This window comes from Paenibacillus humicola (assembly GCF_028826105.1).
Lineage (GTDB): Bacteria > Bacillota > Bacilli > Paenibacillales > Paenibacillaceae > Paenibacillus_Z > Paenibacillus_Z humicola.
Window position 1 is genome coordinate 4,080,592 of sequence record NZ_JAQGPL010000001.1, and the last position, 26,404, is coordinate 4,106,995.

The window sequence follows — 26,404 nt, forward strand, 5'->3', positions numbered from 1 at the left end:
GTCACTCAAAATAAAAAAGTTGGACGGACGTAAAGTTCCGCTCCAACTTTTTTGTGGCGACTGCTTTTGTAACTGAGTAACCTCGCAATCATTCGTGAAGTTCGAAAACAAATACTCATTTTTTAGCTTTATAAAACTCATGATACAGCTTCATCAAAGCCCGTTTCTCGATCCGCGACACGTAGGAGCGGCTGATTCCGAGCTCCTTTGCAATCTCCCGCTGCGTTCGCTCTTCCCCTCCGTGCTCGAGCCCGAACCGGCCGACGACGACTTCCTTCTCACGTTCATCCAGGATATCCAAGTTTTTATATATTTTTGATTTTTCGATTTTGAGCTGCACCTTGTCGACGACTTCGTCGGTTTCCGTGCCGAGGATGTCGATGAGGGTAATCTCGTTCCCCTCTTTATCCGTCCCGATCGGATCGTGCAGCGACACGTCCTTGCGGGTTTTCTTCAGCGACCGAAGGTGCATAAGTATTTCGTTCTCGATACAGCGCGCGGCGAACGTCGCCAGCTTCGTGCCTTTGCCGGTCTGAAAGCTCTCGATCGCCTTGATCAGGCCGATCGTGCCGATCGAGATCAGATCCTCGAGGTCTTCGCCGGTATTGTCGAATTTTTTGACGATATGCGCAACAAGGCGCAGGTTATGCTCGATCAATAAATTACGGGACTGCTGATTCCCCTCCGCCATCAGCTTCAGATGCCGGAGCTCTTCTTCCTCTTGCAGCGGCTGGGGAAAAGCGTTGTTTTTCACGTAAGATACGAGAAGCGTCAGCTGCTTGATGAACAAAGCAATTGTGGCGAACAATCCGGGCATATTTCGGCCACCCCCATGATGTTATGACCGGGCAAGCAAGTAGGCTTCCCCGGACGACAAGACTGTTTTACATTGTATGTGGGCGGCGGCCTATGTGTGCCTGTACCTGCTTCGTTCTATTTTTATTCGACTTCTTTCCGTTATTATTCCGAAAAAACAAAAGAACACACCTAACTACGGGCACGATAAATCAACGATCAGGGAGCAGCGCCGCGGCAACTGCTCCTTCTGTCGATAAGCTTTGCCAGGCCTTTATGAATGAAGCAACCTTTCCTTCAAGACCTCTACTCCGCTCGGCAGCTTTTGGATAATCCTTCTATTGAACGAGGCCTTGACGCAAAGCGAAGACAACCGCCTGCGTTCGATCAAGAGCGCCCAGTTTCTGCAGAATCCGGTGAACATGCGTCTTCACGGTAGGGTTCGATACATGGAGAATGTCCGCGATCTCCTGGTTCTTGCGGCCGTACGCCATCTGCTGCAAAACGTCGATTTCGCGTTCGCTTAAAGGCTCGATTAAATCGGGACCCGCTGCGGGCTCCAGTCCGCTCCTGCTTTCCATCATCTGGGCCAACGCCTTGCTCGCAGTTGCGGTACGGTAAATGACTTGTCCTCCGTATACCCACCGAATGCCGTCGAGCAGCTCCCTCGTATCGGTGTCCTTCAGTAAATAGCCGACGGCGCCGGCGCGAATGCCGTCAAAGACGTACGCCTGGACATCGAACGTGGTCAGCAGGACGATTTTCGTATGCGGCAAGGCGCTCAGGATTTCGCGGGTCGCTTCGATGCCAGTGCCGCCCGGCATCTGAATGTCCATCAGAATGACATCCGGCAGGGTTCGCATGGCGGCCGATACGGCGCTCCTGCCATCAACCGCCTCGGCGACGACCTCAAGATCCGGCTGGGCATCGAGAATCAACCGCAGCCCTTCCCGTACGAGGGCCTGATCTTCGGCCAGCACGATGCGAATTTTTTCATGGCTTGGCATGGGATACGCCCCCTATTTCCGATTCTTCCCGGGCCGGCGACAGCGGAATCGCCGCCTCCATTTCGAAACCGTGAGGCCGGCGCACAGCGAATCGGAATGTCCCCCCAAGCAAGCGGCACCGCTCCCGAATGCCGGTTAACCCGAATCCCGGCGTGACCTCCTCGCCTTCCGTTAAGGTGCCGTCATCGCTCACGGTCAGCACAACCCAATCCCCGGTTTCCCGAATGCGTATTGTCACCGATTTCGCTTCCGAATGGCGAAGCGCGTTGGTGATCGATTCCTGCAAAATCCGGTAAAGGGCCGAGCTCGTGTCCAGCGGCCACTCCGAAACCTCCGATTCCTGCAGAAAATAAATGGGGATAGACGAACGTCCCTGCGCCTGGGAAACCAGCCCCTTTAACGCAACGAGGCCGAGTCCCGTCTCATCCTCCGACCACTCCTTGACGGCGGTGCGGACCTCCCCGATCAGCCGGCGGGAGATGCCGAGCAGCTGGTCCACCTTTCGGGTGACGTTTCCAGGAGCGTCGGCCAGTAAAATCTGAAGGGCTTGCAATTGCACAATCATGGACGTCAGCTGGTGGCCGAGTCCATCGTGAATCTCGCGGGCGAGCCGGGTCCTCTCCTCCATGGCCGCATAGCGCATGGAATCGACCGTCGCTTCCTGAAGCGCTTGATGAGCCCGGTTCAGCTCGCTCAAATGCCGCTGATTTCGTTCATAGGACAGCTGGCGAAGCCAACGAATGCGGATGCCGACAAATACGGCCGCCAGGCTCAGGAGCAAGCCGAAGGGCAGCGGATAGGCGTAATTCGTGACAAGCGCGGTCAGGATAGCCAATACGGCGAGAACGTTGGTGAGCCGTCTGTTTTCGTTAAGGGAGGCCGCCAGAATGTATACGAGAGGCCACAGCAAATGCTGGCTCGGCGCTCCGTAAGCGTAGTGAGCGATTATACTCATCCCCAGGATCCAGCCTGACAAAAAAACAAGCTTTCGTTGGGTCAGCCATTCGTTCGGTGCCCACAGAAGCATCAGATAAGAAACCAGAATCAGCACCGCACCGGCGATGACGGGCACGTCTCGGTTTCCGAAATTCAGCGAATAAAGCACAACCAGCGCAACGGTTAAAACAATCCGCATAAAGCGGCCGCTCATCATGCGATTGAACAAATCCAGTGTAACCACTTCCTCCGGGAGATCAGGCCCATTTATAAGGTATCTTACCATTCCGGTTCTGCGCCGGTCGTCATCCCCGGGATGTATAATCTGCTTCCGATTTCTATACTGCGGGTGGACGGCAAGATGACCCCTGCATGTTAAAGTGATAAACAAGCACGCAAAAATAACCGGAGGCGGGTTACAATGACACTGCAAAACTTCAATACGATTTCGACTTTCATCACATGGGGCGTCGTCCTCACGGCGGCGATCCAATTATGGGAAACCACACGGCCGTTAAAGGGGAAAGGGCTGTTCCTGCTGCTGGGGGACGTGCATGCGCTCGGCGTAATTCCGTGGGCCGTCTATGTATTTTCGCAAAGGGCTTCATGGACGGAGGTAGCGCTCCCCGCCGGGCTCGGGATCCTATTGTCGCTTCCGCTCATCGTCACGACGAACTTTGTGGCTGCAGGGAACGGCAGGATGAAATTTCAACGCAATCCGCTCCTGTACCTTTTTTTGATCGGTATCCCGTTTCTGCGCCGCTATCTTGGGATTAACTGGCTGTTTGAGCGGCATCCGGTGTTTCTTCCCCACTCGCACATCCCTGACATCAACCTGATGATTGTCATGTATTTGACGATGATCGTGGTCAATATCTACACGTGGCGCCTGGTCAGCTATGGCCGGTTTCGCCAGCTGCAGCGGAAGGCGGCGCACATGTCAAGCGTCTAACCGGACGGAACGCGTTCAAGCCGAAAAACAACCGGCCCGCAAAAACTTCGCCGCAGCAACCACTTTCAGTTTCCGCCCTTTGTGATCGGTCCGCTTCTTTTTCTTCCAGCCGCACATAAAGCCTTCATTTAAAAACGGACTTTTGTTAAGAGACAGCCTCGGCCTTTGCTTGGAAGGCTGCCCGGTTACAAAAGACTGGCTTTACTCGTATTTGTACGGCAGGAGGTTTAGCAGCTGGCAGATTGTTTGGAGATGTTGCAGAGCCCTTTTTTAATATCAAGCCGGTCAAACACTCACTGCTCTTATTCCCTTCGCTTTCAACGGCAAGCTGCGTTGCTAAACGGAATACTTTCCGTAAAAACCTCAACCAGCATGAACTCCAGAAAAAGCAGGAAGCCGGCCCCTTGGACCGGCTAGCCTAATGCTTCATATGGCTCGTCTACCTTTACCTCACAAACCATCTGCGTTGTTTCCTGACGTTGGTTCGTGTTCACAACGCGTTGAAGATATGCGCGGCCAGGCCCTATCGCCCTAGTCGAAAACGATCGAATCGAACGCCGAGCGGTCGGTTTCGAGAACGAGACGAACGAGCAGCTCTTTCGCCGCGGCGTAATCGTCGATATGAATGATGGAAGCGGCGGAGTGGATATACCGGCCCGCAATTCCGATTACCGCCGTAGGCACGCCGATCCCGGATAAATGGATCCGGCCGGCGTCCGTGCCGCCCGGCGAAATGAAATATTGATACGGGATGTCGTGCGTCTCCGCGATATCCCTGACGTAATCGATCATCTTCGGGTTCGGGATCATCGAGCGGTCCAAAATGCGCAGCAGCGCGCCTTTGCCCAGCCGGCCGAACGCGTTCGGGTCCCCGCTGGTGTCGTTGGCCGGCGAGACATCCAGCACGAAAGCCAGGTCCGGCTTGATGAGGCTGGCGGCTGTCTCCGCGCCGCGCAGCCCCACTTCCTCCTGAACGGTCGCGCCCGCCGCGATCGTATTGCTCAGCTGCTTGCCGTGCAGCTGCTGCAGCAGCTCGATGGCAAGGCCGACGCCGTAACGGTTGTCCCACGCTTTGGCCATCATTTTTTTCCCGTCCGCAAGCGGCGTGAACGGGCAGACCGGCACGATCTGCAGTCCCGGGCGAACGCCGAGACGCTCGGCATGCCCGCGGTCGTCCGCCCCGATATCGATGAACATCGAGTCGATATCGACCGGCTTGCTGCGTGCCGCCTCGCTGAGCAGATGCGGCGGGATCGAGCCAATGACGCCGGGTACGGAACCGTTCGGCGTGACGATTTGGACCCGCTGCGCCAGCAGTACCTGGCTGAACCAGCCTCCGAGCGGCTTGAAGCGGATCATGCCGTTGCCGGTAATACTCGTTGTCATGAAGCCGACCTCGTCCATATGGCCCGCTACCATAATTTTGAGACCGTCCTCCGCCCCCTTCCGGATGCCGAAAATACTGCCGAGGCGGTCCTGGACCACTTCATCGCTGACCGGCTCGAGCCTGGAACGGACGAAGCGGCGCAGATCGGCCTCGAAGCCCGAAGCGGCCGGCATTTCCGTCAATTGGCGAAACAATTCAAGCGTCTGTTCATTCATGGTATCTCCTCCTTCTGATTTTCGACCGAACGGGCCGTTCAGCCCCGGTACACGTTGAGCAGCGGCCGCTGCTCCGCAAAACGCTTCAGGTTCTCGCAAAACAGATCGGTCAGCCGCCGGTTCTCCTGTTCCGCCGTGCTTGCGGAATGCGGCGTGATCAGCACATGCTCCATCTCCCAGAGCGGATTGTCCGGCGGCAGCGGCTCGGTCCGGGCTACATCCAGGGCGGCTCCGCCCAGCCGGCCCGTCCGCAGACTCGCAATAAGCGCCTTCTCATCCACCACCGCCCCGCGGGCAATGTTGATCAGCACGGCTCCAGCGGGCAGCAGCGCCAGCTCGCGCTCGCCGATCATGCCTTCCGTTTCCGGCGTATGCGGGCAGATCAGCACGAGAAAATCGCAGCGCGGCAGGACCGAGTGAAGCTCGCCCGGCGGGTACAGCTCATCCACATGAAGGGAAGCGGGATCCGCATTCGCGTTGCGCTTCACGCCAATCACCTTCAAGCCGATCGATTTCGACAGGCGGGCCACCTCCTGTCCGACCGCCCCTAGTCCGATCACGCCGACGGTGCTTCCGCGCAGCTCCCGGCCGCAGTACCTTTCCCATCGGCGGGCGGCCTGCTGCTTTTGAATAAAAGGAATATTTTTCGTAAAATACAGCATGGCCAGCAGGCAGTGCTCGGCAAGCGGAACGGCGTGGATGCCGGCCGCGTTGGTAACCGTTACGTCCGTCCGGTCGAGCCCGGCCGTCCGGACCATGCCGCCGACCCCGGAAAACGTCGCCTGGATCCACTTCAGGTTCGGCGCCAGCTCGGACAGCCGAGGCGCGGTATAACGGTCGAAATCCCACAAAATATCCGCCTCGGCCAGCCATTGCCGAAATTGCGCCTCCTGCGCGGGCGTGCGGGTCCACCCGTCGGGACCGGTATGGTCGCCTTTATAGCGCGGCGGATAAAGCAGAGCCGGATCGTACAGAACGCGCAAACCCGGCAGCGTCTGCCGAATCCGTTCCACATGCTCCTCTTCCAAAAACGTTGTAATCAGCACGGTGTACAAGGTGCATCTTCTCCCCTCATGATGTAAGCGAGCATGCTACCGCACGATTGAATCAGTCTCAATAATTGTCTTTAAATGAAACGGTCTTCCCGGTTACCGGATAAGCCTGGCTTTCGGCGAAAAATTGCCGCATGCCGTCCAGGACGTTATCGATGTCGCCGGAATCCACATCCTTATGCGTCACGAGCCGGAAATGACCGGCATCCAGGACGTTGATCCGAATATGTCGGTTCGCCAGAAATTCGGCCAGCTGCCCTGCATTCCTGCCCGGATCGGCGATCGCACCGAATACCATATTCGTCTGCACCGAAGCCATGTCGATCCGAAGTCCGGGAATTTCGGACAAGCCTTGCGCCAGGAGCCGGGCGTTGTCATGGTCCTCCTTCAGCCGCTCCGTCATCCGGGTGAGCGCCACGATGCCGGCAGCCGCAATGACGCCGGCCTGCCGCATGCCGCCGCCCAGCATCTTCCTGAATTTTCGCGCGGCTTGAATGAATTCACGGCTTCCGGCGAGAATCGAGCCGACAGGCGCGGCAAGCCCTTTGCTCAAACAAATTTGCACGGAATCGAACGGAGCGGCGAGCTCGGAGACGGGAACGCCCAGCGCGGTCGCTGCGTTAAACAGCCTGGCGCCGTCGAGATGGGTCATGATTCCGTACGTTTGCGCGATGGCGCAGACTTCCTTCATATGCTCCGGGGGAAGTACCGCACCGCCGCTCCGGTTATGGGTGTTTTCGAGGCAGATTAAGGAGGTGCGCGGATAATGGATATTATCGCCGCGGATCGCGCTCTCAACGGCGGAGGGATCCATCCTTCCACCGATCCCGTCGATAGGTGCCGCCTGCACCCCGGACAAGACGGCCATGCCGCCCACCTCGAACTGATAAATATGGGATGAACGCTCCAAAATGACTTCGTCGCCGCGGCGCGTATGGCTCATGACGGCAAGCTGATTACCCTGCGTGCCCGACGTCACTAGCAGCGCGCTTTCCTTCCCTAGCATTCGCGCGGACAGCTCCTCCAGACGGTTGACGGTCGGATCTTCGCCGTAGACGTCGTCGCCCACCTCCGCCCCGGCCATCGCGTCTCTCATTTCCTGCGTGGGCTTCGTTACCGTATCGCTTCTCAAATCAATCGTCTTCATGCGCGGTTCCTCCTCCATCTATCCATAAGGTCTTGCCTTGTTTTTGGGAAGTATTCGCCGGACGATGCGCGTTCCCCTTCTCCGCACCTGCGAAATTCAACGATTGAGTTGTTTTCGCGATGCTGTCAGCCATATATCCCGGAATCAGCATCCCGGGCCGGCCGGATAAAAAAAGGAACCGGTGCAGCTTGCAGGCGCTTCCTGCGCCCAGCTGTACGGTTCCTGCCCCATTTTACCTTTACGGTTACACGCCCGAACGCAAGTCCGTAACCGGCACGGGGGAATAATGAAAGCCCTCGAACCCGGTTTTGCAGCCGTTTCCGGCAGGCGACTGAGCGACAAGGCCGACCCGGATTTCCGCGGGAGCCTCCAAGCGGAAATATCGGACCAAATTCCACCATGCTCCGTCCAGCGAGTAGAAAAAAGCGAAGCAGTCTCCGAACCGGGTCGCTCTCAAATACGGCCTTTTCTCGTTCACTCTTTCCGAGTTGCAGTCGTCCGAGGTTCCCTTCGTCACGACGCTGACCATCGTCGGAATGCGGTTTGGAAATTCGAAGCATAGCTTGGCCCAGTTGTCTTCGCCGGCCATGACCATGATGCAGGCGGAGTCGAAATTTTCGACCATTTCGGCTTCGGCGCGGGTCCAGACGGTAAAGTCGCCTTTTAGCACGGTATACACGTACGGCGCCGAGCTGCGCACGCTGTCTCCCTTCGGGTCGCGAAAAAAATCCGCCAGCGGCGGTGCGGTGATAGTAAGCTTACCCGTTTCGTCGAAGCCCCACTCTTCGGACTCGTTTATCCAATGAAAATTCGGAGGCAGCTGCCGCCCCTGCTTGCTTTGTTCAAATAAATTCATGTTCCGCCTCCTTAATCGTGTCGCCGCAATAACTTGCGTTCCAGGTCTTGTCATCGCGCCTTGTGTCGCTTACACTTTTCCCCATAACGGTCCGACTGGAAAGGAATAATGCAGATGCAGCTCTTGAAACGTATATTTCTGGCATGCGGCCAGCCTTACGGCACTCATCCCAATGCATACGCGATTCTGGGGGATGAAGCGGTCGTCTTGATCGATTCGGGGACGAACGAGGCCGAGCTCAAGGTTATTCAGCGCAACCTGTCCGCCTGGGGGCTGTCCGGGTATCCGATCAGCCATCTGCTGCTGACACATTCGCATTTCGATCACAGCGGCAACGCCCATGCATTCCGCGCGAAAGGAGCGGAAATCGCAGCCGGTCCGGGAGACGCGGAGGGCATCGAGCTTGCCGACGAACGGGTCATTCCTTACTGCTACGAAGAGACCTTCGTGCCGTGCCGGGTCGACCGCAAAGTGAAGGACGGCGACGTCATCCAGGCTGCGGGGCTTGCGTTCGAGGTGCTGCACGTCCCCGGGCATTCGTCCGGATCCGTCGCGTACAGGCTGACCATCGACGGCCAAACGGTGCTGTTCACCGGGGATGCGTTAATGGCCGGCCTGCACGGCGAAGCTAAATTGGGCGCCCGCATCGCCGCCGACTACAGCCCGGACGAATATCTTCGTTCGCTGAAGCGGCTGGCCTCGGTCGAAGCGGACGCCGTGCTGGCCGGCCATTATCTTCCCTGCCTGCAAGGCGCCTCCGGGCTGCTGAAGAGCGGCTATCGAACGGGACTGCTCGAGCTTCGCAGCCCGCACGCTGCGAACGCGGCAGACTGACTTACGTCCGAGCATTCAGCGGTCAGCTTAGTGTCCAGCTTGGATGCGGCCGGCCGTTCATTTCGAGCCGCCGCCGTTAAGCGTAAAGCGCTCACCGGGAGCCAGAATGTGAAGCCGGTCCGCCGAACCGTCGATGCGCGGAGCGAGCTTCGAGGGATCTCCGTTAAAAGGCAGCGCTTCCGGCGCGTCGTAGGTTCCGTAGTGGTGCGCGATCAGATCGGCGTCCGCATAATGATTGGCGAGCATGACCGCCGCCTCGGCACCGAAATGATACGGGTCGTTCGAAACGTCGAGCAGCAGCACGTCGACTCCGTTCATCTGCAGATGCTCGGGCAGCAGCCGGGAATCCCCCGTATGCCAAATAACCCCGTCCGGCGTGCGGATCAAGAAGCCGCAGCAGTCCTCCGGCCCGTACGGCGTGCCGAACTTGGCCGGGTCCTGTTCCTGCCACGAATGGTCGGCACGGGTAAGCGTAATTTCTGCCTGCCCGACGCGGAAGGTTTCACCGATACTCAGCGCCCGGGTCCGTTCCTCCGGAATTCCGAGGCGAACCAGCTCCCGTACCGCGATCGCGGGACCGCCGTACAAGCCGCCCGCATGTGCCAAAGCGGGAGCCGTGAGCGGCGCCAAATGATCGTCGTCGATATGCGTATACAGGACGGCATCCAGCCGGGGGACCCGATCGGCCGTAATGGGCAGGGGTACCAGCATGCGATGTCCAAGCTCGCAAAAGTCCCCGGAGCCGGTCTTCATCGTAATGACGGGGTCGATCATGAGCAGCGTTCCGCGGACATTGATCAGAAAACCAGCCCCTGTCAGCCACCAGAGCGAAGTGCGGTCCGACGCGGCAAAAGCATCGTCAGCGATCGGCCGTGTTGGCGGAGCGCTGAACTGGAAAACTCCTTGATTCTGCGGCATTGGCCATCCTCCTTGGAACCTCCGATTAATAGCTTTCCAACGCGGCAAGCATGTCCGTTCCTGATGCTCCTATGCTTACTCCATCTTAGCCCGTTTTCCGCAATCTGACAATGTTCACGCTCCGGCTGCCGCAAAAAAAGGAAAGCTCCAATATTATGATCCGGGACGATCGCCTGGCGCGTTTATGGGATTCGGCCGGACCGGCTGTAACACGAAAACCGGAAAGCGGCCCAGCCTTTTCCAATCGGTGAAAATCAGTTCCGGCATCTCCGGACGAATTGTCGGTTTCGCCAATGTTTTTTATAACATTTCACAAAAAGACCGTTTTCTTTTCAGCCCTTTTGTGTTAGAATGAAAGCGCTAACAAATTCATCTGACGAGGGGGAGCTTAAAACGATGAATGTTGCGGCGAATGAACGGAACGTGTACGAGAATTTCGAGGTCGAGCGTGATATTCTCTACTTTAAAGTCGGCCGGCTCGGACTGGTCAGCTTTCACGGACGAAACTACAATATAAAGAAAAGAATTTCGGCCGATCAGCTGAGCGGTTATATAACAAGCGGCCAGTTCGTTAAAGTAAGCTCGAACTGCTATGTGAACGCGAGCAAAATCGCAACGGTGGAAGGCGGCGCCATCCTGTTCGATCCGGATGTCCCTGAATCCAAGCAGGTGCCGGTATCCAAATGGAAAATGTACCGGATCAAGCATCTGCTTTCGGCTCGCAAGCCGATGGCGATGTAAGATCGCCAGGAGACCTTGCCCGGTTTAACCGGCGCAAGGTCTTTTTGCGCTGCGGCTTCCGGCATTTATTTCCTTGCCTTCCGACTTATAAGCGCAGCCTCGGCGCAGCACAATAGGCAGAAACGAACAAAGGAGGCGATCCCATTGGCCAAGCAGCAGGGTCACGGCAATCAGAACACGCAGACGAAGACGGGCGACAAGAAAGGCGGCGGCAGCGGCGAAAGCTGAGCGTACGGCGGCCGCGCCGATGCAGCCGGCGAATCATACGCCGGGCCAACTTCGGAGGCGTTAACCGGATCGTCCGACCGCTTCCGCTCCAGAGCTCCGTGCAGCGATGACGCTGCGCGGAGCTTTTTTATATCCCGGCGTCTGTCATCGGGACGTGCCGCCTCTCCTGCCTTCCCCGATTCCGCTCCTCAGGTCCGCCGTGCAGGTCTGCCCAGGACGTGGCTTCTCCGCCTGTCGCAAAGCCGCGCCGGTCCTTGCCGGGCAGCGTTTCCGCCTAGCCATTTCGACGGCGTTATGATAGACTAAATTTTATTGAATCTATCATGGGAGGGACAGGCATGCCGACAAAGAAAATGCGTTCGGACATGATTAAAAAAGGCTTCGACCGCGCGCCTCACCGCAGTCTGCTGCGCGCCGCAGGCGTGAAGGAAGAAGATTTCGACAAACCGTTTATCGCGGTTTGCAACTCGTATATTGATATTATCCCGGGACACGTTCACCTGCAGGAATTCGGAAAGCTCGTAAAAGAAGCGATCCGCGAAGCGGGCGGCGTGCCGTTCGAATTTAACACGATCGGCATCGACGACGGCATCGCCATGGGCCATATCGGCATGCGCTACTCGCTCGCCAGCCGCGAAATTATCGCCGACTCCGTCGAGACGGTCGTCAACGCGCACTGGTTCGACGGCATGGTATGCATCCCGAACTGCGATAAAATTACGCCGGGCATGATGATGGGCGCGCTGCGCGTCAACATTCCGACGATCTTCGTCTCCGGCGGCCCGATGAAGGCGGGCAAAACGTCCGACGGCCGTTCGATCTCGCTTTCCAGCGTCTTCGAAGGCGTCGGTGCTTACCAAGCGGGCAAAATCGACGACAAAGGCCTGCAGGAGCTCGAGCAGTTCGGCTGCCCGACCTGCGGCTCCTGCTCCGGCATGTTTACCGCCAACTCGATGAACTGCCTGGCCGAAGGGCTCGGCCTCGCGCTCCCGGGCAACGGCACCATTCTCGCCGTTTCGCCGGAGCGCAGAGATTTCGTCAAGCAATCCGCACGCCAGCTCATGGAGCTGATCGAGCTCGGCATCAAGCCTCGCGATATTGTCACGAAGGATGCGATCGACAACGCCTTCGCGCTCGACATGGCGATGGGCGGCTCCACGAACACGGTGCTCCATACGCTGGCGCTTGCGCATGAGGCGGATATCGAGTATCCGATCGAACGGATCAATGAAATCGCCTCCCGCGTGCCGCATCTGGCCAAGATCGCGCCGGCTTCCGAGTGGCATATCGAGGACGTTCAAGAAGCGGGCGGCGTCAGCGCCGTGCTGAACGAGCTGTTCAAGAAGGAAGGCGCCCTGAACGGCGAATGCATCACCGTCACCGGCCGGACGCTGCGCGAAAACGTGGCGGGCTGCGAAATCCGCAACACCGAAGTCATTCATACGCTCGACAATCCGCACAGCGAACGCGGCGGTCTTGCCGTTCTGTTCGGCAATCTGGCGCCGGGCGGCGCCATCATTAAAGTCGGCGCGGTCGACAAATCGGTCGGCGGCTACCTGAAGGGCCCGGCCATCTGCTTCGACTCGCAGGACGATGTGCTTGCCGGCATCGCCGGCGGCAAAGTGAAGGAAGGCCACGTCGTGGTTATCCGCTACGAAGGGCCGAAGGGCGGTCCCGGCATGCCGGAAATGCTCGCCCCGACCTCGCAAATCGTCGGTATGGGCCTCGGCGCGAAGGTCGGTCTTGTTACGGACGGACGCTTCTCCGGCGCCTCGCGCGGCATCAGCATCGGCCATGTATCGCCGGAAGCGGCCGAAGGCGGCCCGATCGCCTTTGTCCGGGACGGCGATCTGATCGAGCTTGACCTGAACAACCGGACGATGAACCTGCTCATCAGCGACGAGGAGTTTGCGGCTCGCAAGGCGGACTGGAAAGGCTTCGAGCCGAAGGTTAAGAAGGGTTACCTCGCCCGCTACTCGCACCTCGTGACAAACGCCAGCATGGGCGGCGTCATGAAGATCTGATTTCGTCACCTGAAAAGGGCGGCGCCGAATGCGGCGCCGCCCTTTTTTTGCTGCCTATCGTATGAATTTTTCATGCCCTTAATGCGGGATCGTCAGCGATTCCGTCTGCTCCTCGAACGACTGCGACGCCGGCCAAGGGTAGTTTACCTGCGGGGCGCCGAACCGTTCCCGGAAGCGGTCCATGGACATCGCAATGATGCGCGGCGATAGTTTATCCCCGCGTTTCTGCACCCGCTTCCTGCCTGACGGATGCAGCACCTTCATTAAAGTGCCGAGGTACAGCCGCGTCATCTTGTCGAACAGGCCGGGCGGCAGCTCCAGGACGCTGAAGCCAAACTGCTCCGCCCCCCGGTTGATCATGCTGATGCCGTACAGTCCCCTGATTTTCGCATATTCTTCCCGTCCGGCGATTCGCGCCGCCAGCCGCGGAAGCTCCTTCTCGACCTCCCGGATGAGCCGGATGGCGATATGCATAACCGACCGCGAATCCATCATGATTTGAAAAAGCTTATGATTGTCAAAATGAAGCTCCAGCACCGGATCCTTGTTTGCGATTGTTCCGCCATCGCTTAAGTGCAGCGTTTTGCCCTTATACTTGATGATGCGGTGATGAAGCACCGGATCTTCGCCGGTCGGCTTGATCCGGAACAGGACGTGAAAAATCCGCTCCCAGCCCATCCAGCAGGCGATCAGCAGCCGTTTGAACCAGCCGAGCGTATGCATCGTCGCTTTGCTTTTGTCGGTCAGCTCGATCATTTCCTCGATATGCACAAAGCGGAATCCGCGGCTTGTCGCTTCTTCCATAAACGAAGCCAGCGCCACCAGCATGTTGGCGGGAGCTTCCCTGTCGGCCCCCAGCGTCGCGCCGCAGTCGTGCAGCAGCAGCACTTCGCCCGGCCGGAGCTTCTTCATCATCCTGGCTAGCAGCCGGTCCGCTCCGACTCGCTTGCGCCAGTCTCCGAACAGCGCCGACCATAAAATAATTTGCAAATACCCGAGATTCGAAAAATCGAACAAATTAACGATTCCCCACGGAGGACGGTAAAATGCGGGACGTTCCCCCGTCGCTTTCTTGATCACATCCGCCGTGCGGTGGATTTGCTTCTTCACCGTTCCCGGACGCATCAGCCAGTTCGTCTTGTGCACATAATTATGAATGCCGATGATATGTCCTTCCTCGTGCATTCTTCGCAGCAGCTCAGGATGGCGCTCCGCATGGACGCCAACGACAAAAAACGTCCCTTTCGCGTCGTAGCGTTTCAGCAAATCGAGCAGCTGCGGCGTATACTCCGGGTCCGGCCCGTCGTCGAACGTCAAGGCGATTTCATGCGCCGCGCGGCCTTTTTTGAATACGCGGAATCCGAATGTACGGCTGACCAATCCGGGAAGAAAGGCATAAAACGTTAGAATATAAAAGCCCCACAGCAGGAAATTTTCCATCGTCGCTTCCCAAACCACCCCTCTGTTTCGATCCCCTATTGCGAGCCCTGGAACGCTTCAGCCTCCGCATGCCTCCCTTTATTGTAGCACAAGGCGATCGAAAACGGCTACGCGTAAGGCGCCTTCTTTCTTTTTAACAGCTTCGATATAGTGTACAATCTTGGGTGTAATATGATACATACGTGTAAAGGGGACCCGTCATGCTTGCCTTCTACCGGAAATATTGGCGCACCGCGTTCGATATTGCGCTGATCGTGCTGACCGTTTATTTGATTATGCTGGCATTTAGCTGGTTGTACCGGATTGCGACGCCGATTTTCTTTTCGTTTGTCATCTTTATGTGCATCGAACCGCTCGCCAAATGGCTGAACCGGCTCGGCATGAAGAAATCGATCGCCTCGGCCGTCTCCGTTCTGGTCTTTACGCTTGTGATCGTCGGCGCCCTGCTCGGGGCCGCCTATGTCATGACCGCGCAAATCACCGCTCTCGCTGCGAAGCTTCCTTATTATCAGCAGCTGTTTACCGAACAATTCCAGAAAAATTCGGCGCTGCTTGATACAAAAATTAAAGCGCTGCCTCCCGGCGTGCTGGACAAGCTGAACGAAGCCATCGCCTACGTCACCGATTGGGGCCAGCGGTTCGCCGCTTCGTTCCTGAAGTCGCTCGGCGGTTATTTGATGTCGTTTTCGACGTTTGTCCTGAATTTTGTGGTCGGCATGATTTTGGCTTATTTTCTAAGCCTGGAAATCGCCGACTGGAAGAAAACCGCCCGCGAGAAAACGCCGCGAACGTTCAAGACGGCGTTCCGGTTTCTGAAGGAGAACGTATTTTCCGGCATTGCGGGCTATCTGAAGGCGCAGGGCAAGCTGATTTCCATCACGTTCGTCGTCATCTTCGCCGCTCTGCTGGCGCTTCGCGTCGACAACGCCTTCTCGATCTCGCTGCTGTCGGCCATCTTCGACGTGCTGCCGCTGCTCGGTGTGGGAACCGTGTTCATTCCCTGGATCATTTATCTGTTTATCGTCGGACAAACATCGCTGGCGATTTGGCTGAGCGTGCTGTTTCTCGTCGTCGTCATGACGCGGCAGTTTCTGGAGCCGAAAATAACGGGCGATACGCTCGGCGTCTCCGCCTTCACGATGCTGGCGTTCATGATCGTATCGCTGTCGATCTTCGGCGTCGCCGGCGTCATTCTCTCCCCAATCCTGATGATTCTGATCAAAGCGCTGTATGATCAGCGTTACTTCCACCGGTGGATTCACGCGCCTGCGGGCGAGTTCGATGCCGTTCCGGAAGCGGCGGATCCGGACGGCCGGGAACACGGGAACACGGACTGACGAGTAAAAAAATGGGCAAGCATTTAGTCGCGTTTCGCCGCTTTCTTCCGGTGATAATGCAGGTTCACCTTGACCCGGTTCCCGCACTGAGAGACATCGCACCAGCGGCGGGAGCCGTTGCGGCTGTTATCATAAAAATGCAGAATACATTTCGTATTGCTGCATTTTTTTATTTTGCCGGGATCGGGTGCCGTCAGCAAACCGGTGGCCAGCTCCAAAAATAAACCTGCGATGTTTCTGGCCGGGTAATGCATCTCCGCTCTTACGGACTTGCCGTCCGGCTGCAAATAAATGAACCCTGGGCGGGTGCGGAGCAGGCGGTTTATTTCTTCGGTCCATGCCGGCTCGATACGCTCCCCTTCCGTCAGATGCGGCAGCGCCCGTTCAAGCAGGCTGCGCACCTCCAGCGTCTCGCCGTGAACGGCGTCTTTCTCGCTGTCGTTCAGTTCATCCAGCCCCTCGATCCGATGAAGAAAACCGGCTTCCTTCAGCCACGCTTCGACGTCCTCGAAGGAACGGAGCAGGTCACACAGCCGCCCTTTCCGGATCAGCTTCGTATTCATAAAATCCAGCGCGGCGTGGTTGCCGAGCCAAATAAACGATGATTCCATCGCGCGAACCCTCCCTTACCGACAATTATAATATGCAAAAATACGATTGACTAGTTATAATCTTTCGATATTATAATATGTGTATAACAATTTCAGGTATTATAAACGGAGGGATTCCATTGAAAACAGGCCATGTCGGATTAAACGTCACACAGCTGCAGCGTTCGATCGACTTTTACCGCGGTGCGCTCGGTCTTGAGGTTATTTTTCAATCTTCCGGGGAAGCGGACCGGAGGTTCGCGTATCTCGGCCATGACGGCCAAATTACGCTGACGCTTTGGGAGCAGAGCGAAGGAGCGTTCGGCCCTAGCCGCCCGGGCCTTCACCATCTCGCGTTTGAAGCCGAATCCATTGAGGATGTGAAGGAAGCCGAACGCCGGCTGCGCGGGCTCGGCATTCGGCTCATTTATGACGGTGTTGTTCCCCATGCGGAGGACCGGGACTCCGGAGGCCTGTTCTTCCTCGATCCGGACGGGATCCGGCTCGAAATTTACAGTGCGCACGGCGCGGCGGACCATGCCGATGCGTCGACGGATGGACCCGCCTGCGGATTTTTCTGATATGGAGTACCATGAAGGTGAGCTGGCCGTCCAGCAGCGGGCCGGCGTTCAAGAGCTCGCCGCACGGATGAGCGGGACGCTGCGCGAAACGATCCCGGCGGTTGCGGCGCAATTTTTGCGCGAGCAGAACCTGCTCATTCTAGGCGCGTCCGGCCCGGATGGCCGCGTATGGGCGTCTGCAGTCGAAGGCGTCCCGGGCTTCGTCCGCGCGCAGGACGACCGGCATGTGCGTGTTAACGCGCCCAGCGGGCAGACGTGTCTCATAGTGCCGGAGCCGGAAATCGGCGGGGACATCGGGATGCTGGCACTCGATTTTGCCGCCCGCAAGCGAATGCGGATCAACGGCCGCATCGTCTCCGCCGATGACGGAGGGTTCACCGCTGTGACCGGGCAGGTTTATGCCAACTGCCCGAAATATATTCAAGCCCGCCGTTTCGAGCGCTTCTCGTCCGCTCCGGACGGCGCGGCTCCGGCACCGCAGCGTTCGTCCCGGCTGAACGGCCGCCAGATGCGGGAGATCGCCCGGGCGGATACGTTTTTTATCGCAACGCGGCATCCCCAAGCCGGCGCCGACGCTTCGCACCGCGGCGGTCGTCCCGGGTTCGTCCGGGCTATTGACGAATGCACGCTTGTTTTCCCGGATTATCCCGGAAACAACATGTTCAATACGCTCGGGAATATCGAAGCCGACCCGCGGGCAGGACTTTTGTTTCTTAATTTCGAGAACGGAGACGCCCTTCAGCTGACCGGCGAAGCGGCCATCGAGTGGGATGCTCCCGATATTCGTCATTTCCCGGGAGCGGACCGGCTGGTCCGGTTCCGTATAGGCGAAGCGGTGCAGACGGACTCGGCGTTCAGATCCCGGTACCGGTTCGAAGCTTATTCGCCATTCAATCCGGCGGGCTGATCCGGCGGGGAAGCGAGGAGGCAGTCCTTAAACGGCGATAAGACAAAAAAGAAGTCTTCGGTCCGTCAACTGGAAGGTGAATTGCCGAAGACTTCTTTTCGTTTATTTGGCTGACTGCTTTTCATTCCGAAACATCCTGCCGTCCGTTCCGTTCCGTTTCGCTCGCCGGAATCCGCAGCTCCTTACCGGTACCCGGGAAACATGCCGGTGGCGACGCCAAGCCGGTTCCAGCAGTTGATGGCGTTAATCGCCATGATCAGGGTGACGAACTGCGTCTCGTCGAAGACGGCTCTTACCCGCTCGTAGACGTCGTCCGGCAGCCCGTTCTTCGGCAGCTCCGTCAGCGCTTCCGTCAGCTCCAGCGCGGCCCGCTCCTCGCCTGAGTACAGATTCGTTTCGCGCCAGACGGACAGCAGGTAAATGCGCTGCTCCGTTTCGCCCATTTTCCGCAAATCCCTCGTGTGCATATCGAGACAGAACGAACAGCCGTTCAGCTGCGAAGCTCTGATTTTGATCAGCTCGTAAAGAATCGGGTCGAGACCCGATTCTTTGATGAACCGCTCCAGGTGCAGCATCGTTTTGTACGCCTCGGGGTTTGCTTTCATGTGATCGATCCGTAATTTCATCGTTGTCTCCTCCTAGTATTTTGGCTTTTCGTAAAATAAGACAAATAAGCGGCCCGTTTTGTGACCGGATTCGGATAACGTGCAAAAAAATTTCGGGATAACCCGATGAAGTTGGACTTACACGGTGTAGCGGAGACTGGGCCGCGACCCTCTGCGAAAATGAATTGCGGCCGCCTCCGGCTTTCAGCGGGCGGCCGTTCCGATCGCGGCCGCCCGCGGCCTCGCCTGCGGGCGGTCAACGGGCGGCGGCGGGGTGCTGCGCCGCCCCGTCCGCTTCGCGCGCGGCGGCAAGGTCCATGACGCCGCGGAACAGCGCCGTCGCCTTGTTCGCCGAGCCGGGCGGGCGGTTCTCCGCCAGCACGGCGACGGCGTAGCGCGGCGCCTGCACAGGGCCGTAACCCGCAAACCACTGGTTGTTGCGGGCGGCTCCGGCCCTGACGGTTTCGGCGGTGCCGGATTTGCCGGCGACCGCCCATGCCCCCTGGCGGATCGACCGCCCTGTTCCCCGGGCGACGACCGCTTCCATGCCGCGCAGCAGAGCGCGCGCCGTCGACGGCCGGATCGCGCCGTACCGCGACGGCGACGCCTGCCGCGGCAGCGCGGCGAGCCGCTGGCCGTTCGCGTAGCGGATTTCGCTGACGAGCCGCGGCTCCGTCACGCGCCCGTTATGCAGCAGCGTCACGATCAAATTCGCCGCCTGCAGAGGCGACAACGCAGCGTCGCGCTGTCCGATGCCGGTTTGCGCCAGCTGGCCGCCGTCCCGTCTGTCCGGCATCCGGGCGAATACCGTGCCCGCCTCCTCCTCCGGCAGCAGACGCAAAGGTGCGCCGAGCGGCGCAAACGGCTCCGGGTCGCTCCAGCCGATTTTCCGCCCGATGCCGAGCTTGTCCGCCGTCACGGCAAACTGCTCCGCACTGAGCCGCTCCGCGATCGTCGCAAACGCGACGTTGCACGACACGGCCAACGCGTCCTGCAGCGTAATCCGGCCGTGCCCGCCCTCCTTCCAGCAGCTGAGCCCGTAGCGGCCGTATTCGCCGCGGCATTCGAAAATCTCGTTCTCGGCCGTCCTGCCCGCTTCCAGCGCGGCCGCTTCCGTCACCAGCTTGAAGATCGACCCCGGCGTCGCGGCTCTCACCGCGCGGTTGGCAAGATCGGTCCCCGGACGGCCAAGCGCGAACACGTCGAGGCGCGGCCGCGAGACCATCGCCGCGATATCGCCGGTCCGCGCGTCGAGCACGACGACCGCTCCCTGCTTCAATCCGCTGGCGTCGACGTACCGTTCGATCGCATTTTGCAGCGGCAAATCGAGCGTCGTCACCACCTTCAGCGGATAATACGGATTGTCCGGCGAGACGAGCCGCATATCGAGGCCGGCAAGCGGCTTGTCCGCCCCGTCCGTGAAATAGGACACCGATGTCGCGCCGGTGCCGCGCAGCAGCCGGTCCAGCGATCGCTCCAGGCCTGCGCCGCCGATCCGGTCGGTCAGCTTCATTTTGCGCGCCGAGAGCTCCTCGGCGAACTTCGCCTGCAGCAGCTCGGGATGCTGGCTGATGTAGCCGATGGCATGCTTCGGCTCAAATGCCGACGGATACCGGCTCCGGTAAGGCAGCACCCGGACGCCGGCGATATGCAGCCGATCGACCTGCCGCAGCTCCCGGGTGCTCAGCCGGTGCGGCTCCTGTTCCCCGCTTTTCCGCCAGAAAACCGGCTCCGTCAACCCGCTCATCCACTTCTCGAGCGGCTCGCGCTTCATGCCGAGCGCCGCGGCGAGCTTCGCCAGCTCTGCCTCGCTGCCGCGCGCGCCGGCCTGCAGCGGGAAGACGGCGAGCGCCTCATACGTATCGCCCGTCAGCGCCAGTCCGCTGCGGTCGACAAAATCGCCGCGCCCCGTATCGAGCACAAGCGCCCGCTCGCGCTGGGCAACGGCCTCGCGCTTCATCCCGCCGCTCTGGGCCGACGCCGGAGACGCCGGCATCAGCTGAAGCCAGGCGATGCGCAGCACGAAAAAAGCCAGCACCGCGCTCATACCGACCGCGATGCCGAAGATGCGCCGTTTTCTTCCCTGTCTTCGCCCGTAATGCTTGTCCATGCTTGTCTCACCTCGTCGTTTCCAGCATTCCCCACCGCCCGGGCACCTATGCCGGCCAAACGGCAGGGAAACCGAAAAAAACCTTCCCCGGGACGCCCCGAGAAAGGCAGGAAGAAACGGCTGCCGCCGCTTATTTATATTCCCCGCAGCCAAAAAAGTGGAGCAGGAAGTGGTGGAACACTCTCGCGACCAGCGGCAGCTTTTCGTTGGAGCGGTAGATAAGGCCGACCGTTCGCGTCACGCGCGGCGACCTGACCCTGACCTTCGCCGGCTGCATATGACCGGTCGGGTAAAGCGCCATTTCCGGCAGCAGGCTGACGCCCATGCCGGCGGCGACCAGGCCGCGGATCGTATCGGTTTCCTCCCCCTCGAAGCCGATGATCGGGTCGAAGCCCGCTTCCCGGCACGCGTCGGTCACGATCGGCCGGAGCGAATAGCCGGGACTGAACAGGACGAACGTTTCGTCCTTCAGCTGTACAAGGTCGATCGCATCCTCCCCGGCAAGCGGATGATTGGCCGGCAAAATCGCGAACAGCTCCTCGGTCAGCACGATTTCGCCCTTGACGTACTCGTGATGCTCCGGACAAGGCGATACGAAGGCCAAATCGACCTCGCCCTTCACCACGTCGCGGATGAGCGACGGATACATGCCCTGCTTGAACCGGAATCTCACGTTCGGATATTTCTTGCGAAAAGCCGAGACGACCTCCGGGATGAGCGAAATGCCGAGACTGTGCGGAAAGGCGAGCCGGATTTCGCCTTTCTCCGGATTGAGAAACTCGTGCACATCCGCAACGGCCCGCTCCAAATCGGCTAAAATCACCTCCGCCCGCTTCAGAAACAGCTGCCCGACCGGCGTCAGCTGCAAATTTCGCCCTTTCTGGATGAACAGCTTCGCCCCAAGCTCCTCCTCGAGCTGGTGAATTTGCCGGCTGACCGCCGATTGCGCGACATGCAGCTCCTCCGCCGCCTGGGTCACGTGCTCTTTTTTAGCCACCTTCACAAAATAATACAACTGCCGCAGCTCCATAACGTCTCCTCTTCCCGGTCCGATCGCAGCCTTTACCGGCCGCGCCTTGCAAGTAAATACCAATCATAGATGTAAGCCAGCGCAAAACCGCCGAATAAGCCGCCGATGTGCGCCCAAATGCCGATTCTGGGGACAACAAACGAATAGATGATGCCAAACCCCAGTATGGCATATACCGTTTTTCGGGACGCCTCGTCAAGCGTTTTCTTCATGAGCGCCAAATACAGGTAAGCGCCGAAAATGCCGTAAATCGCGCCGGATGCCCCTGCTCCTTGTGTTTCGGAAAGCGCCAGCGCCGAAAATAGATTGCCGATCACGCCGCTCAGCAGGTAGAACACCGCATAGCGGCCATGGCCGAGCATCCGTTCCAGCGGCGGCGCAAACACAAGAATGGAAAACATATTGAACAAGATGTGCTCCAAATTAAGATGGAGAAAGAGCGAGGTCACATAGCGCCAGGGCTCATCAAATCCGTAATGATTGTATCCGCGGTAACTGATAAACATCCCCTTGGTCAGCAGAACATGTCCGCTCAGTAAGTCGAGTATATAGACGAGAATGTTGAGCGCGAGCAGCGCCGATGTCACCGGGTAGAACCGCAAATAACTCCGAAAGCTTTCGTACCGCAAAAAAATCATGCGCTCGTCCTCCCGTCATGGACAACAGTATTTCATAACGATTATAATAAATTGGTATGGTGTTATCAATTTTGAGGAGGCTGTATGATCATGGCACAAGAACGTACCGGCGCAGCGACATTGAAAGGCAACCCGCTTACCCTGATCGGACCGGAATTGAAAAAAGGCGACCAGGCGCCCGATTTCCAGCTGAACAAATCGCTGGTTGATGTCGTCTCGCTGAAGGATTTCGCCGGCAAAGTAAAGCTCGTCAGCGTCGTTCCTTCGATCGATACGGGCGTATGCGACGCGCAAACCCGCCGCTTTAACGAAGAAGCCGGCAAGCTCGGCGATAACGTCGTCGTCCTGACGGTCAGCGTCGACCTTCCGTTCGCGCAGGCCCGCTGGTGCGGCGCCGCCGGCGTCGACAAGGTCGTCATGCTGTCCGACTACCGCAACAACGATTTCGGACAAGCTTATGGCGTTCTGATCAAGGATCTTGCGCTCGACTTCCGCGCCATCTTCGTCATCGACGAGAAGGATACGATCCAATACGTCGAATATTTGGGCGAAATGACCGAGCATCCGAATTACGAAGCTGCGCTCAACGCGGTGAAAGCGCTCGTCTAAGCTTTCCATCGCTTACGAGCCTAATCAGGCGCCGACCGCCTGCAAAAACGACAAAAGCGAGCGAAGGGCTGTCCTTCCTCGCTTTTGTTTGTCAGGGGCCGGTCGTTTTGTACGCGGCCAGCCTTTTATCGAGCGTCCGGTAAAGGTCAAGAATGACTCTGTAGTTGGAGCCGAGATCGCCCAGCGATCCGCGTGATGCCGAATAAATATCGACCGCCGACGTAACCGGGTTGACGCTGATGACGGAAACGGTGATATCCATCGTGCGGCCGGTCATCGTCCTTTTCTCCAGAACGATCTCTCCAACCGATTCGACCTCGTGCAGCAGCCTGTAGCCCTGCATTTTCTTCAATGTGGAGACGACCTCTTCCCATGCCCTATCCTTGGAAAGCTTGTAAAAATGGGATTTGAGCAGCGGATCTTTCGCACGATCGCCAGTCGCTTCGTGACTGCGCAGCAACCCGATCAGGGTTCGCTTCAACGACAAAGATGATCTCCCCCTCACGTCTGTATACACTAAATACCATGATAGCACAATTCCGGGCACAAAAAAAAGGGGTTGCCCCCTTTTCCCTTGCGATAAGTAACCCGCCTATGCCGTCCGGCCTACTTGTTTCTGAACCCGCTCTCGCAGGTGGGTGACCGCAGAAACGGTTTTGAGATCCCCTTTTGAGGGCGTGTCAGCCGCGTTTCAATCTTGGTCTCCCTAGAAACAGCCATTGGTTCAAAACAACGTCTAGACCGTAACGAACATCGCAGGATGTGTAATTATTATAGACCGAAATAAAGAAAAAGTAAACGCGGCGCGAAAATTATTTATTGGTACCGCTGCGCTGACCTTCCTTGGACGCCCCTACCACTTCGCCTTCGAGCAGCGCCTGATCGGCCGCGTCGGTCTCTTCCTCCTGCGCCGCCTTCTCCATTTGCTGCTGGAGCTTCGTATAAATGCCGTAGAAATTCCAAAATGCGATTACGGCCACGATGCTTCCGGTGAAGAACGGCACGAGGAACATCAGCTTCGCCGAGCTGAAGCTGATATAAACGACAATCCCGCACATGACGGCAGTCGACACCGAGCGGATCGGCCGGCCGATCGTAATGAGCACGGCGTTTTTGAGCAGCTGGAAGGTCTTCATATGGTAATGAACGACCATCGAGAAGAAGTTGAACAGGGATACGGCAAGCAGCGCCATGATTGCAATAAACAGGTACGAGAAGATTTGCAGCGAATGCAGCTGCTTCAAATACACCTGGAAATCGACGATCAGCACCGCAAACACGATGACGTACAGAATGCCGCCGACCATGCTCTGCACGTAGCTGTCCTTGTAATTCCGGAAAAACGTGCGCAGCAGCGGGGCATCGACCTCGCCCATGACCCATTTGCGCGCGACCGCAAACATGGCCGCCGTCGCAGGAAACAGCGTAAACGGGGCGACGATGCTGGAAAGGATGAAGCTGCTTAATATTTCATCGGCCGTTTTGGCGAACAGGACCGGAAATATTAACAAAATATAAGGAATCGAGCATAAAATCCATAGAACGTTCGTGACCGACAGCCGCATAATCCATTCGGATATTTTATACAGCCCGCCCATTAACCCTCGCATTTCCATGTTCTGCTTGTCCTCCTGACGTTATTTGCGGTCTGCTCAGCAAGAAGAGCGCAAGCGATTTCATTTAGTTCTACTATAATATAATCCGACGGTCAACGCCAACGCCCATTTTCAAATTCCGACGGACCAAATTAATCGGCTGACACTGTCTTTGGCGGCGGAACACGTTTAAGCGGAGAGCTTGCAGTCGAATAAAAAAACCGGATTATCCGGCCGGATGTCTCGATTCCGGCGGATAACCCGGTCCATGCAGCTTACTGGTTGATGAAATCGTCGGACGAACGGGAACGGCGCGGCTCGCCGCTGCGGCCCTTGCCGTTATAGTCGCGATCGCGGTCGCGGCTATACCCGCCTCCGCCTCCGCTTCCGCTTCCGCGGTTGTATCCGCCGCGGTCGCCCCGGCCGTCACGGCTGTCGCCGCGGCCGCGGTAACCGCCGCCGCCGCTGCGGCTGCCGCCTCCGAACGGTCCGCCGGAGAAGCGGCGCCCGCTGGAACGGATATCCGGCTTGCGTTTTTTGGCGCGGATCGGATCCTCCGGCGTCAGCTCGATACTGACGTCTTTCTTCTCGCCCGTCATCAGCTTGATCGCCGATGCCAGAAGATTGACCGAATCGTACTGCTCCAGCAGCTGGATCGCGATCCCCTTGTATTCGTTGATGGTTTCGTCCTGCACATATTCGAGAATGCGCTCGGCCGTAAGACGCTGCTTCCCTTCGATCGCCTCGGCGATGCTCGGCAGCGGCTTCTTCGGAATACGATGGCGCGTCACTTTCTCGATAAAATGAAGGTGGTCGATTTCACGCGGGGTAACGAACGACCAGGCCGTTCCTTCCTTGCCTGCACGGCCTGTCCGTCCGATCCGGTGAACATAGCTCTCCGGATCCTGCGGCAGGTCGAAGTTGATCACGTGCGTGACGCCCGATACGTCAAGCCCGCGCGCGGCGACGTCCGTCGCAACCAGCACGTCGATGCTGCCGTCGCGGAATTTGCGCATGACCGCGTCGCGCTGGTTTTGCGACAGGTCGCCGTGCAGGCCGTCGGCGGAATAGCCGCGCTTCTGCAGCGCCTCGCTCAGCTCGTCGACACGGCGTTTCGTGCGGCCGAAAATGATGGCCAGCTCCGGCGATTCCATGTCGAGCAGGCGGCTGAGCGCTTCGAATTTCTGGCGTTCGTGCACCTCGATATACGCCTGATCGATCAGCGGGGCGCTGACCTGCTTCGGAATGACTGAGACGTGCTCCGGATTTTTCAGGAACTGCTGCGCCAGCCTCTGGATGTTCGGCGGCATCGTGGCCGAGAACAGCATCGTTTGTCGCTCATCCGGTACGAGCGACAGGATGCTCGTAATATCCTCCATAAAGCCCATATCCAGCATTTCGTCCGCTTCGTCGAGCACGACCGTCTGCACGTCGTCGAGCTTGATCGTCTTGCGGTTGATATGGTCGAGCAGACGCCCCGGCGTGCCGATGATAATTTGCGGCCGCTTCTTCAGCGCGCGAATCTGCCGGCCGATTTCCTGTCCGCCGTAAATCGGCAGCGAACGAATGCCTTTATAACGGCTCAGCTTGCCGATTTCTTCGGAAACCTGTATTGCAAGCTCCCGGGTCGGCGTCATGATCAAGGCGATGATACGGTCCTCGGTAACCGGGATTTTGTTGATGAGCGGGATCCCGAAAGCCGCTGTTTTGCCCGTTCCCGTCTGGGCTTGACCGATCAGATCGCTTCCGGTAAGCGCAATTGGAATGGACTTCGATTGGATCGGGGTCGATTCTTCGAACCCGAGCTCCGTGATGGCCTGCAGCACTTTGGGCTCCAAGCCGAATTCAGCAAATGTTTTCAAACTTTCTC

At 58.1% G+C, this 26,404-nt stretch carries 25 protein-coding genes and 1 other RNA gene; 8 read left to right on the forward strand and 18 right to left on the reverse strand.

Going from position 1 to position 26,404, the window contains the following annotated elements; all coding sequences use genetic code 11:
- Nucleotides 1–115: 115 nt before the first annotated feature.
- The 3 genes from sigK to PD282_RS18750 all read right to left on the reverse strand — a co-directional run bounded on the left by sigK (nt 116) and on the right by PD282_RS18750 (nt 2,937).
- A complete protein-coding gene (sigK, locus tag PD282_RS18740) occupies nt 116–817 on the reverse strand; it encodes an RNA polymerase sporulation sigma factor SigK (protein WP_274652161.1) in 702 nt (233 codons plus the stop codon).
- A 316-nt stretch (nt 818–1,133) separates the two neighbouring features.
- Nucleotides 1,134–1,802 (reverse strand): response regulator transcription factor, encoded by a 669-nt coding sequence (locus PD282_RS18745; RefSeq protein ID WP_274652162.1) that lies wholly within the window; start codon nt 1,800–1,802, stop codon nt 1,134–1,136.
- Complete coding sequence (locus tag PD282_RS18750) at nt 1,789–2,937, reverse strand: sensor histidine kinase (protein WP_274652163.1); 1,149 nt, start codon at nt 2,935–2,937, stop codon at nt 1,789–1,791. Before PD282_RS18750 ends, PD282_RS18745 begins: the two co-directional genes overlap by 14 nt.
- A gap of 222 nt (nt 2,938–3,159) precedes the next feature.
- On the opposite strand from PD282_RS18750, the gene PD282_RS18755 reads away from it, so the two are divergent.
- On the forward strand, nt 3,160–3,690 hold the full coding sequence (locus tag PD282_RS18755) for a CcdC protein domain-containing protein (RefSeq protein ID WP_274652164.1): 531 nt from the start codon (nt 3,160–3,162) through the stop codon (nt 3,688–3,690).
- Between the two features lie 531 nt (nt 3,691–4,221).
- On the opposite strand, the gene PD282_RS18760 is transcribed toward PD282_RS18755, so the two are convergent.
- The 4 genes from PD282_RS18760 to PD282_RS18775 form a co-directional block, all read right to left on the reverse strand.
- Complete coding sequence (locus PD282_RS18760) at nt 4,222–5,292, reverse strand: M42 family metallopeptidase (protein ID WP_274652165.1); 1,071 nt, start codon at nt 5,290–5,292, stop codon at nt 4,222–4,224.
- A 38-nt stretch (nt 5,293–5,330) separates the two neighbouring features.
- Nucleotides 5,331–6,050: a D-2-hydroxyacid dehydrogenase gene (locus PD282_RS18765; RefSeq protein WP_476703966.1), complete on the reverse strand. Its 720-nt coding sequence runs from the start codon at nt 6,048–6,050 to the stop codon at nt 5,331–5,333.
- A gap of 355 nt (nt 6,051–6,405) precedes the next feature.
- Nucleotides 6,406–7,491: a low-specificity L-threonine aldolase gene (ltaE, locus tag PD282_RS18770; protein ID WP_274652166.1), complete on the reverse strand. Its 1,086-nt coding sequence runs from the start codon at nt 7,489–7,491 to the stop codon at nt 6,406–6,408.
- A gap of 244 nt (nt 7,492–7,735) precedes the next feature.
- Nucleotides 7,736–8,347 carry a DUF1349 domain-containing protein gene (locus tag PD282_RS18775; RefSeq protein ID WP_274652167.1) on the reverse strand — a complete coding sequence of 204 codons (612 nt, stop codon included), beginning with the start codon at nt 8,345–8,347 and terminating at the stop codon, nt 7,736–7,738.
- Between the two features lie 114 nt (nt 8,348–8,461).
- Here PD282_RS18775 and PD282_RS18780 point away from each other — a divergent pair, with 114 nt between their 5' ends.
- Nucleotides 8,462–9,181 carry an MBL fold metallo-hydrolase gene (locus PD282_RS18780; RefSeq protein ID WP_274652168.1) on the forward strand — a complete coding sequence of 240 codons (720 nt, stop codon included), beginning with the start codon at nt 8,462–8,464 and terminating at the stop codon, nt 9,179–9,181.
- A gap of 57 nt (nt 9,182–9,238) precedes the next feature.
- On the opposite strand, the gene PD282_RS18785 is transcribed toward PD282_RS18780, so the two are convergent.
- Entirely contained in the window at nt 9,239–10,099 is an 861-nt protein-coding gene (locus PD282_RS18785) for an MBL fold metallo-hydrolase (RefSeq protein WP_274652169.1), read from the reverse strand.
- A 396-nt stretch (nt 10,100–10,495) separates the two neighbouring features.
- Between PD282_RS18785 and PD282_RS18790 the strand changes: the two genes are divergently transcribed.
- Nucleotides 10,496–10,840, forward strand: a complete 345-nt coding sequence (locus tag PD282_RS18790) for a hypothetical protein (protein ID WP_274652170.1) — start codon at nt 10,496–10,498, stop codon at nt 10,838–10,840.
- Nucleotides 10,841–11,406: 566 nt separating this feature from the next.
- A complete protein-coding gene (ilvD, locus tag PD282_RS18795; protein WP_274652171.1) occupies nt 11,407–13,092 on the forward strand; it encodes a dihydroxy-acid dehydratase in 1,686 nt (561 codons plus the stop codon).
- A gap of 78 nt (nt 13,093–13,170) precedes the next feature.
- Here the strand turns inward: ilvD and PD282_RS18800 are convergent, their stop codons facing one another.
- Nucleotides 13,171–14,550 carry a polysaccharide deacetylase family protein gene (locus PD282_RS18800; RefSeq protein WP_274652172.1) on the reverse strand — a complete coding sequence of 460 codons (1,380 nt, stop codon included), beginning with the start codon at nt 14,548–14,550 and terminating at the stop codon, nt 13,171–13,173.
- Nucleotides 14,551–14,732: 182 nt separating this feature from the next.
- Between PD282_RS18800 and ytvI the strand changes: the two genes are divergently transcribed.
- Nucleotides 14,733–15,869: a sporulation integral membrane protein YtvI gene (gene ytvI, locus PD282_RS18805; RefSeq protein WP_274652173.1), complete on the forward strand. Its 1,137-nt coding sequence runs from the start codon at nt 14,733–14,735 to the stop codon at nt 15,867–15,869.
- Between the two features lie 23 nt (nt 15,870–15,892).
- On the opposite strand, the gene PD282_RS18810 is transcribed toward ytvI, so the two are convergent.
- Nucleotides 15,893–16,480, reverse strand: a complete 588-nt coding sequence (locus tag PD282_RS18810) for a CGNR zinc finger domain-containing protein (RefSeq protein WP_274652174.1) — start codon at nt 16,478–16,480, stop codon at nt 15,893–15,895.
- Nucleotides 16,481–16,599: 119 nt separating this feature from the next.
- Here PD282_RS18810 and PD282_RS18815 point away from each other — a divergent pair, with 119 nt between their 5' ends.
- Both PD282_RS18815 and PD282_RS18820 read left to right on the forward strand, forming a co-directional pair.
- Nucleotides 16,600–17,040, forward strand: coding sequence for a VOC family protein (locus PD282_RS18815; RefSeq protein ID WP_274652175.1), 441 nt, complete (start codon nt 16,600–16,602; stop codon nt 17,038–17,040).
- A 1-nt stretch (nt 17,041) separates the two neighbouring features.
- Nucleotides 17,042–17,947, forward strand: a complete 906-nt coding sequence (locus PD282_RS18820) for a pyridoxamine 5'-phosphate oxidase family protein (RefSeq protein ID WP_274652176.1) — start codon at nt 17,042–17,044, stop codon at nt 17,945–17,947.
- A 182-nt stretch (nt 17,948–18,129) separates the two neighbouring features.
- Here the strand turns inward: PD282_RS18820 and PD282_RS18825 are convergent, their stop codons facing one another.
- The 4 genes from PD282_RS18825 to PD282_RS18840 all read right to left on the reverse strand — a co-directional run bounded on the left by PD282_RS18825 (nt 18,130) and on the right by PD282_RS18840 (nt 22,330).
- On the reverse strand, nt 18,130–18,573 hold the full coding sequence (locus PD282_RS18825) for a carboxymuconolactone decarboxylase family protein (RefSeq protein ID WP_274652177.1): 444 nt from the start codon (nt 18,571–18,573) through the stop codon (nt 18,130–18,132).
- Between the two features lie 235 nt (nt 18,574–18,808).
- On the reverse strand, nt 18,809–20,662 hold the full coding sequence (locus PD282_RS18830; protein WP_274652178.1) for a peptidoglycan D,D-transpeptidase FtsI family protein: 1,854 nt from the start codon (nt 20,660–20,662) through the stop codon (nt 18,809–18,811).
- A gap of 130 nt (nt 20,663–20,792) precedes the next feature.
- Nucleotides 20,793–21,692 (reverse strand): glutamate biosynthesis transcriptional regulator GltC, encoded by a 900-nt coding sequence (gene gltC / locus PD282_RS18835; protein ID WP_274652179.1) that lies wholly within the window; start codon nt 21,690–21,692, stop codon nt 20,793–20,795.
- A 32-nt stretch (nt 21,693–21,724) separates the two neighbouring features.
- Nucleotides 21,725–22,330 carry a rhomboid family intramembrane serine protease gene (locus PD282_RS18840; protein WP_274652180.1) on the reverse strand — a complete coding sequence of 202 codons (606 nt, stop codon included), beginning with the start codon at nt 22,328–22,330 and terminating at the stop codon, nt 21,725–21,727.
- A gap of 90 nt (nt 22,331–22,420) precedes the next feature.
- Between PD282_RS18840 and tpx the strand changes: the two genes are divergently transcribed.
- Complete coding sequence (tpx, locus tag PD282_RS18845) at nt 22,421–22,939, forward strand: thiol peroxidase (protein ID WP_274652181.1); 519 nt, start codon at nt 22,421–22,423, stop codon at nt 22,937–22,939.
- Between the two features lie 91 nt (nt 22,940–23,030).
- Here the strand turns inward: tpx and PD282_RS18850 are convergent, their stop codons facing one another.
- From PD282_RS18850 to cshA, 4 genes are all read right to left on the reverse strand, one after another.
- Entirely contained in the window at nt 23,031–23,426 is a 396-nt protein-coding gene (locus PD282_RS18850; RefSeq protein WP_274652182.1) for a DUF1499 domain-containing protein, read from the reverse strand.
- Between the two features lie 94 nt (nt 23,427–23,520).
- Nucleotides 23,521–23,704: non-coding RNA, 6S RNA (gene ssrS / locus PD282_RS18855), on the reverse strand.
- A 47-nt stretch (nt 23,705–23,751) separates the two neighbouring features.
- On the reverse strand, nt 23,752–24,555 hold the full coding sequence (locus tag PD282_RS18860; RefSeq protein WP_274652183.1) for a YesL family protein: 804 nt from the start codon (nt 24,553–24,555) through the stop codon (nt 23,752–23,754).
- A gap of 254 nt (nt 24,556–24,809) precedes the next feature.
- Nucleotides 24,810–26,396 (reverse strand): degradosome RNA helicase CshA, encoded by a 1,587-nt coding sequence (cshA, locus tag PD282_RS18865; RefSeq protein ID WP_274652184.1) that lies wholly within the window; start codon nt 26,394–26,396, stop codon nt 24,810–24,812.
- Nucleotides 26,397–26,404: the final 8 nt, after the last annotated feature.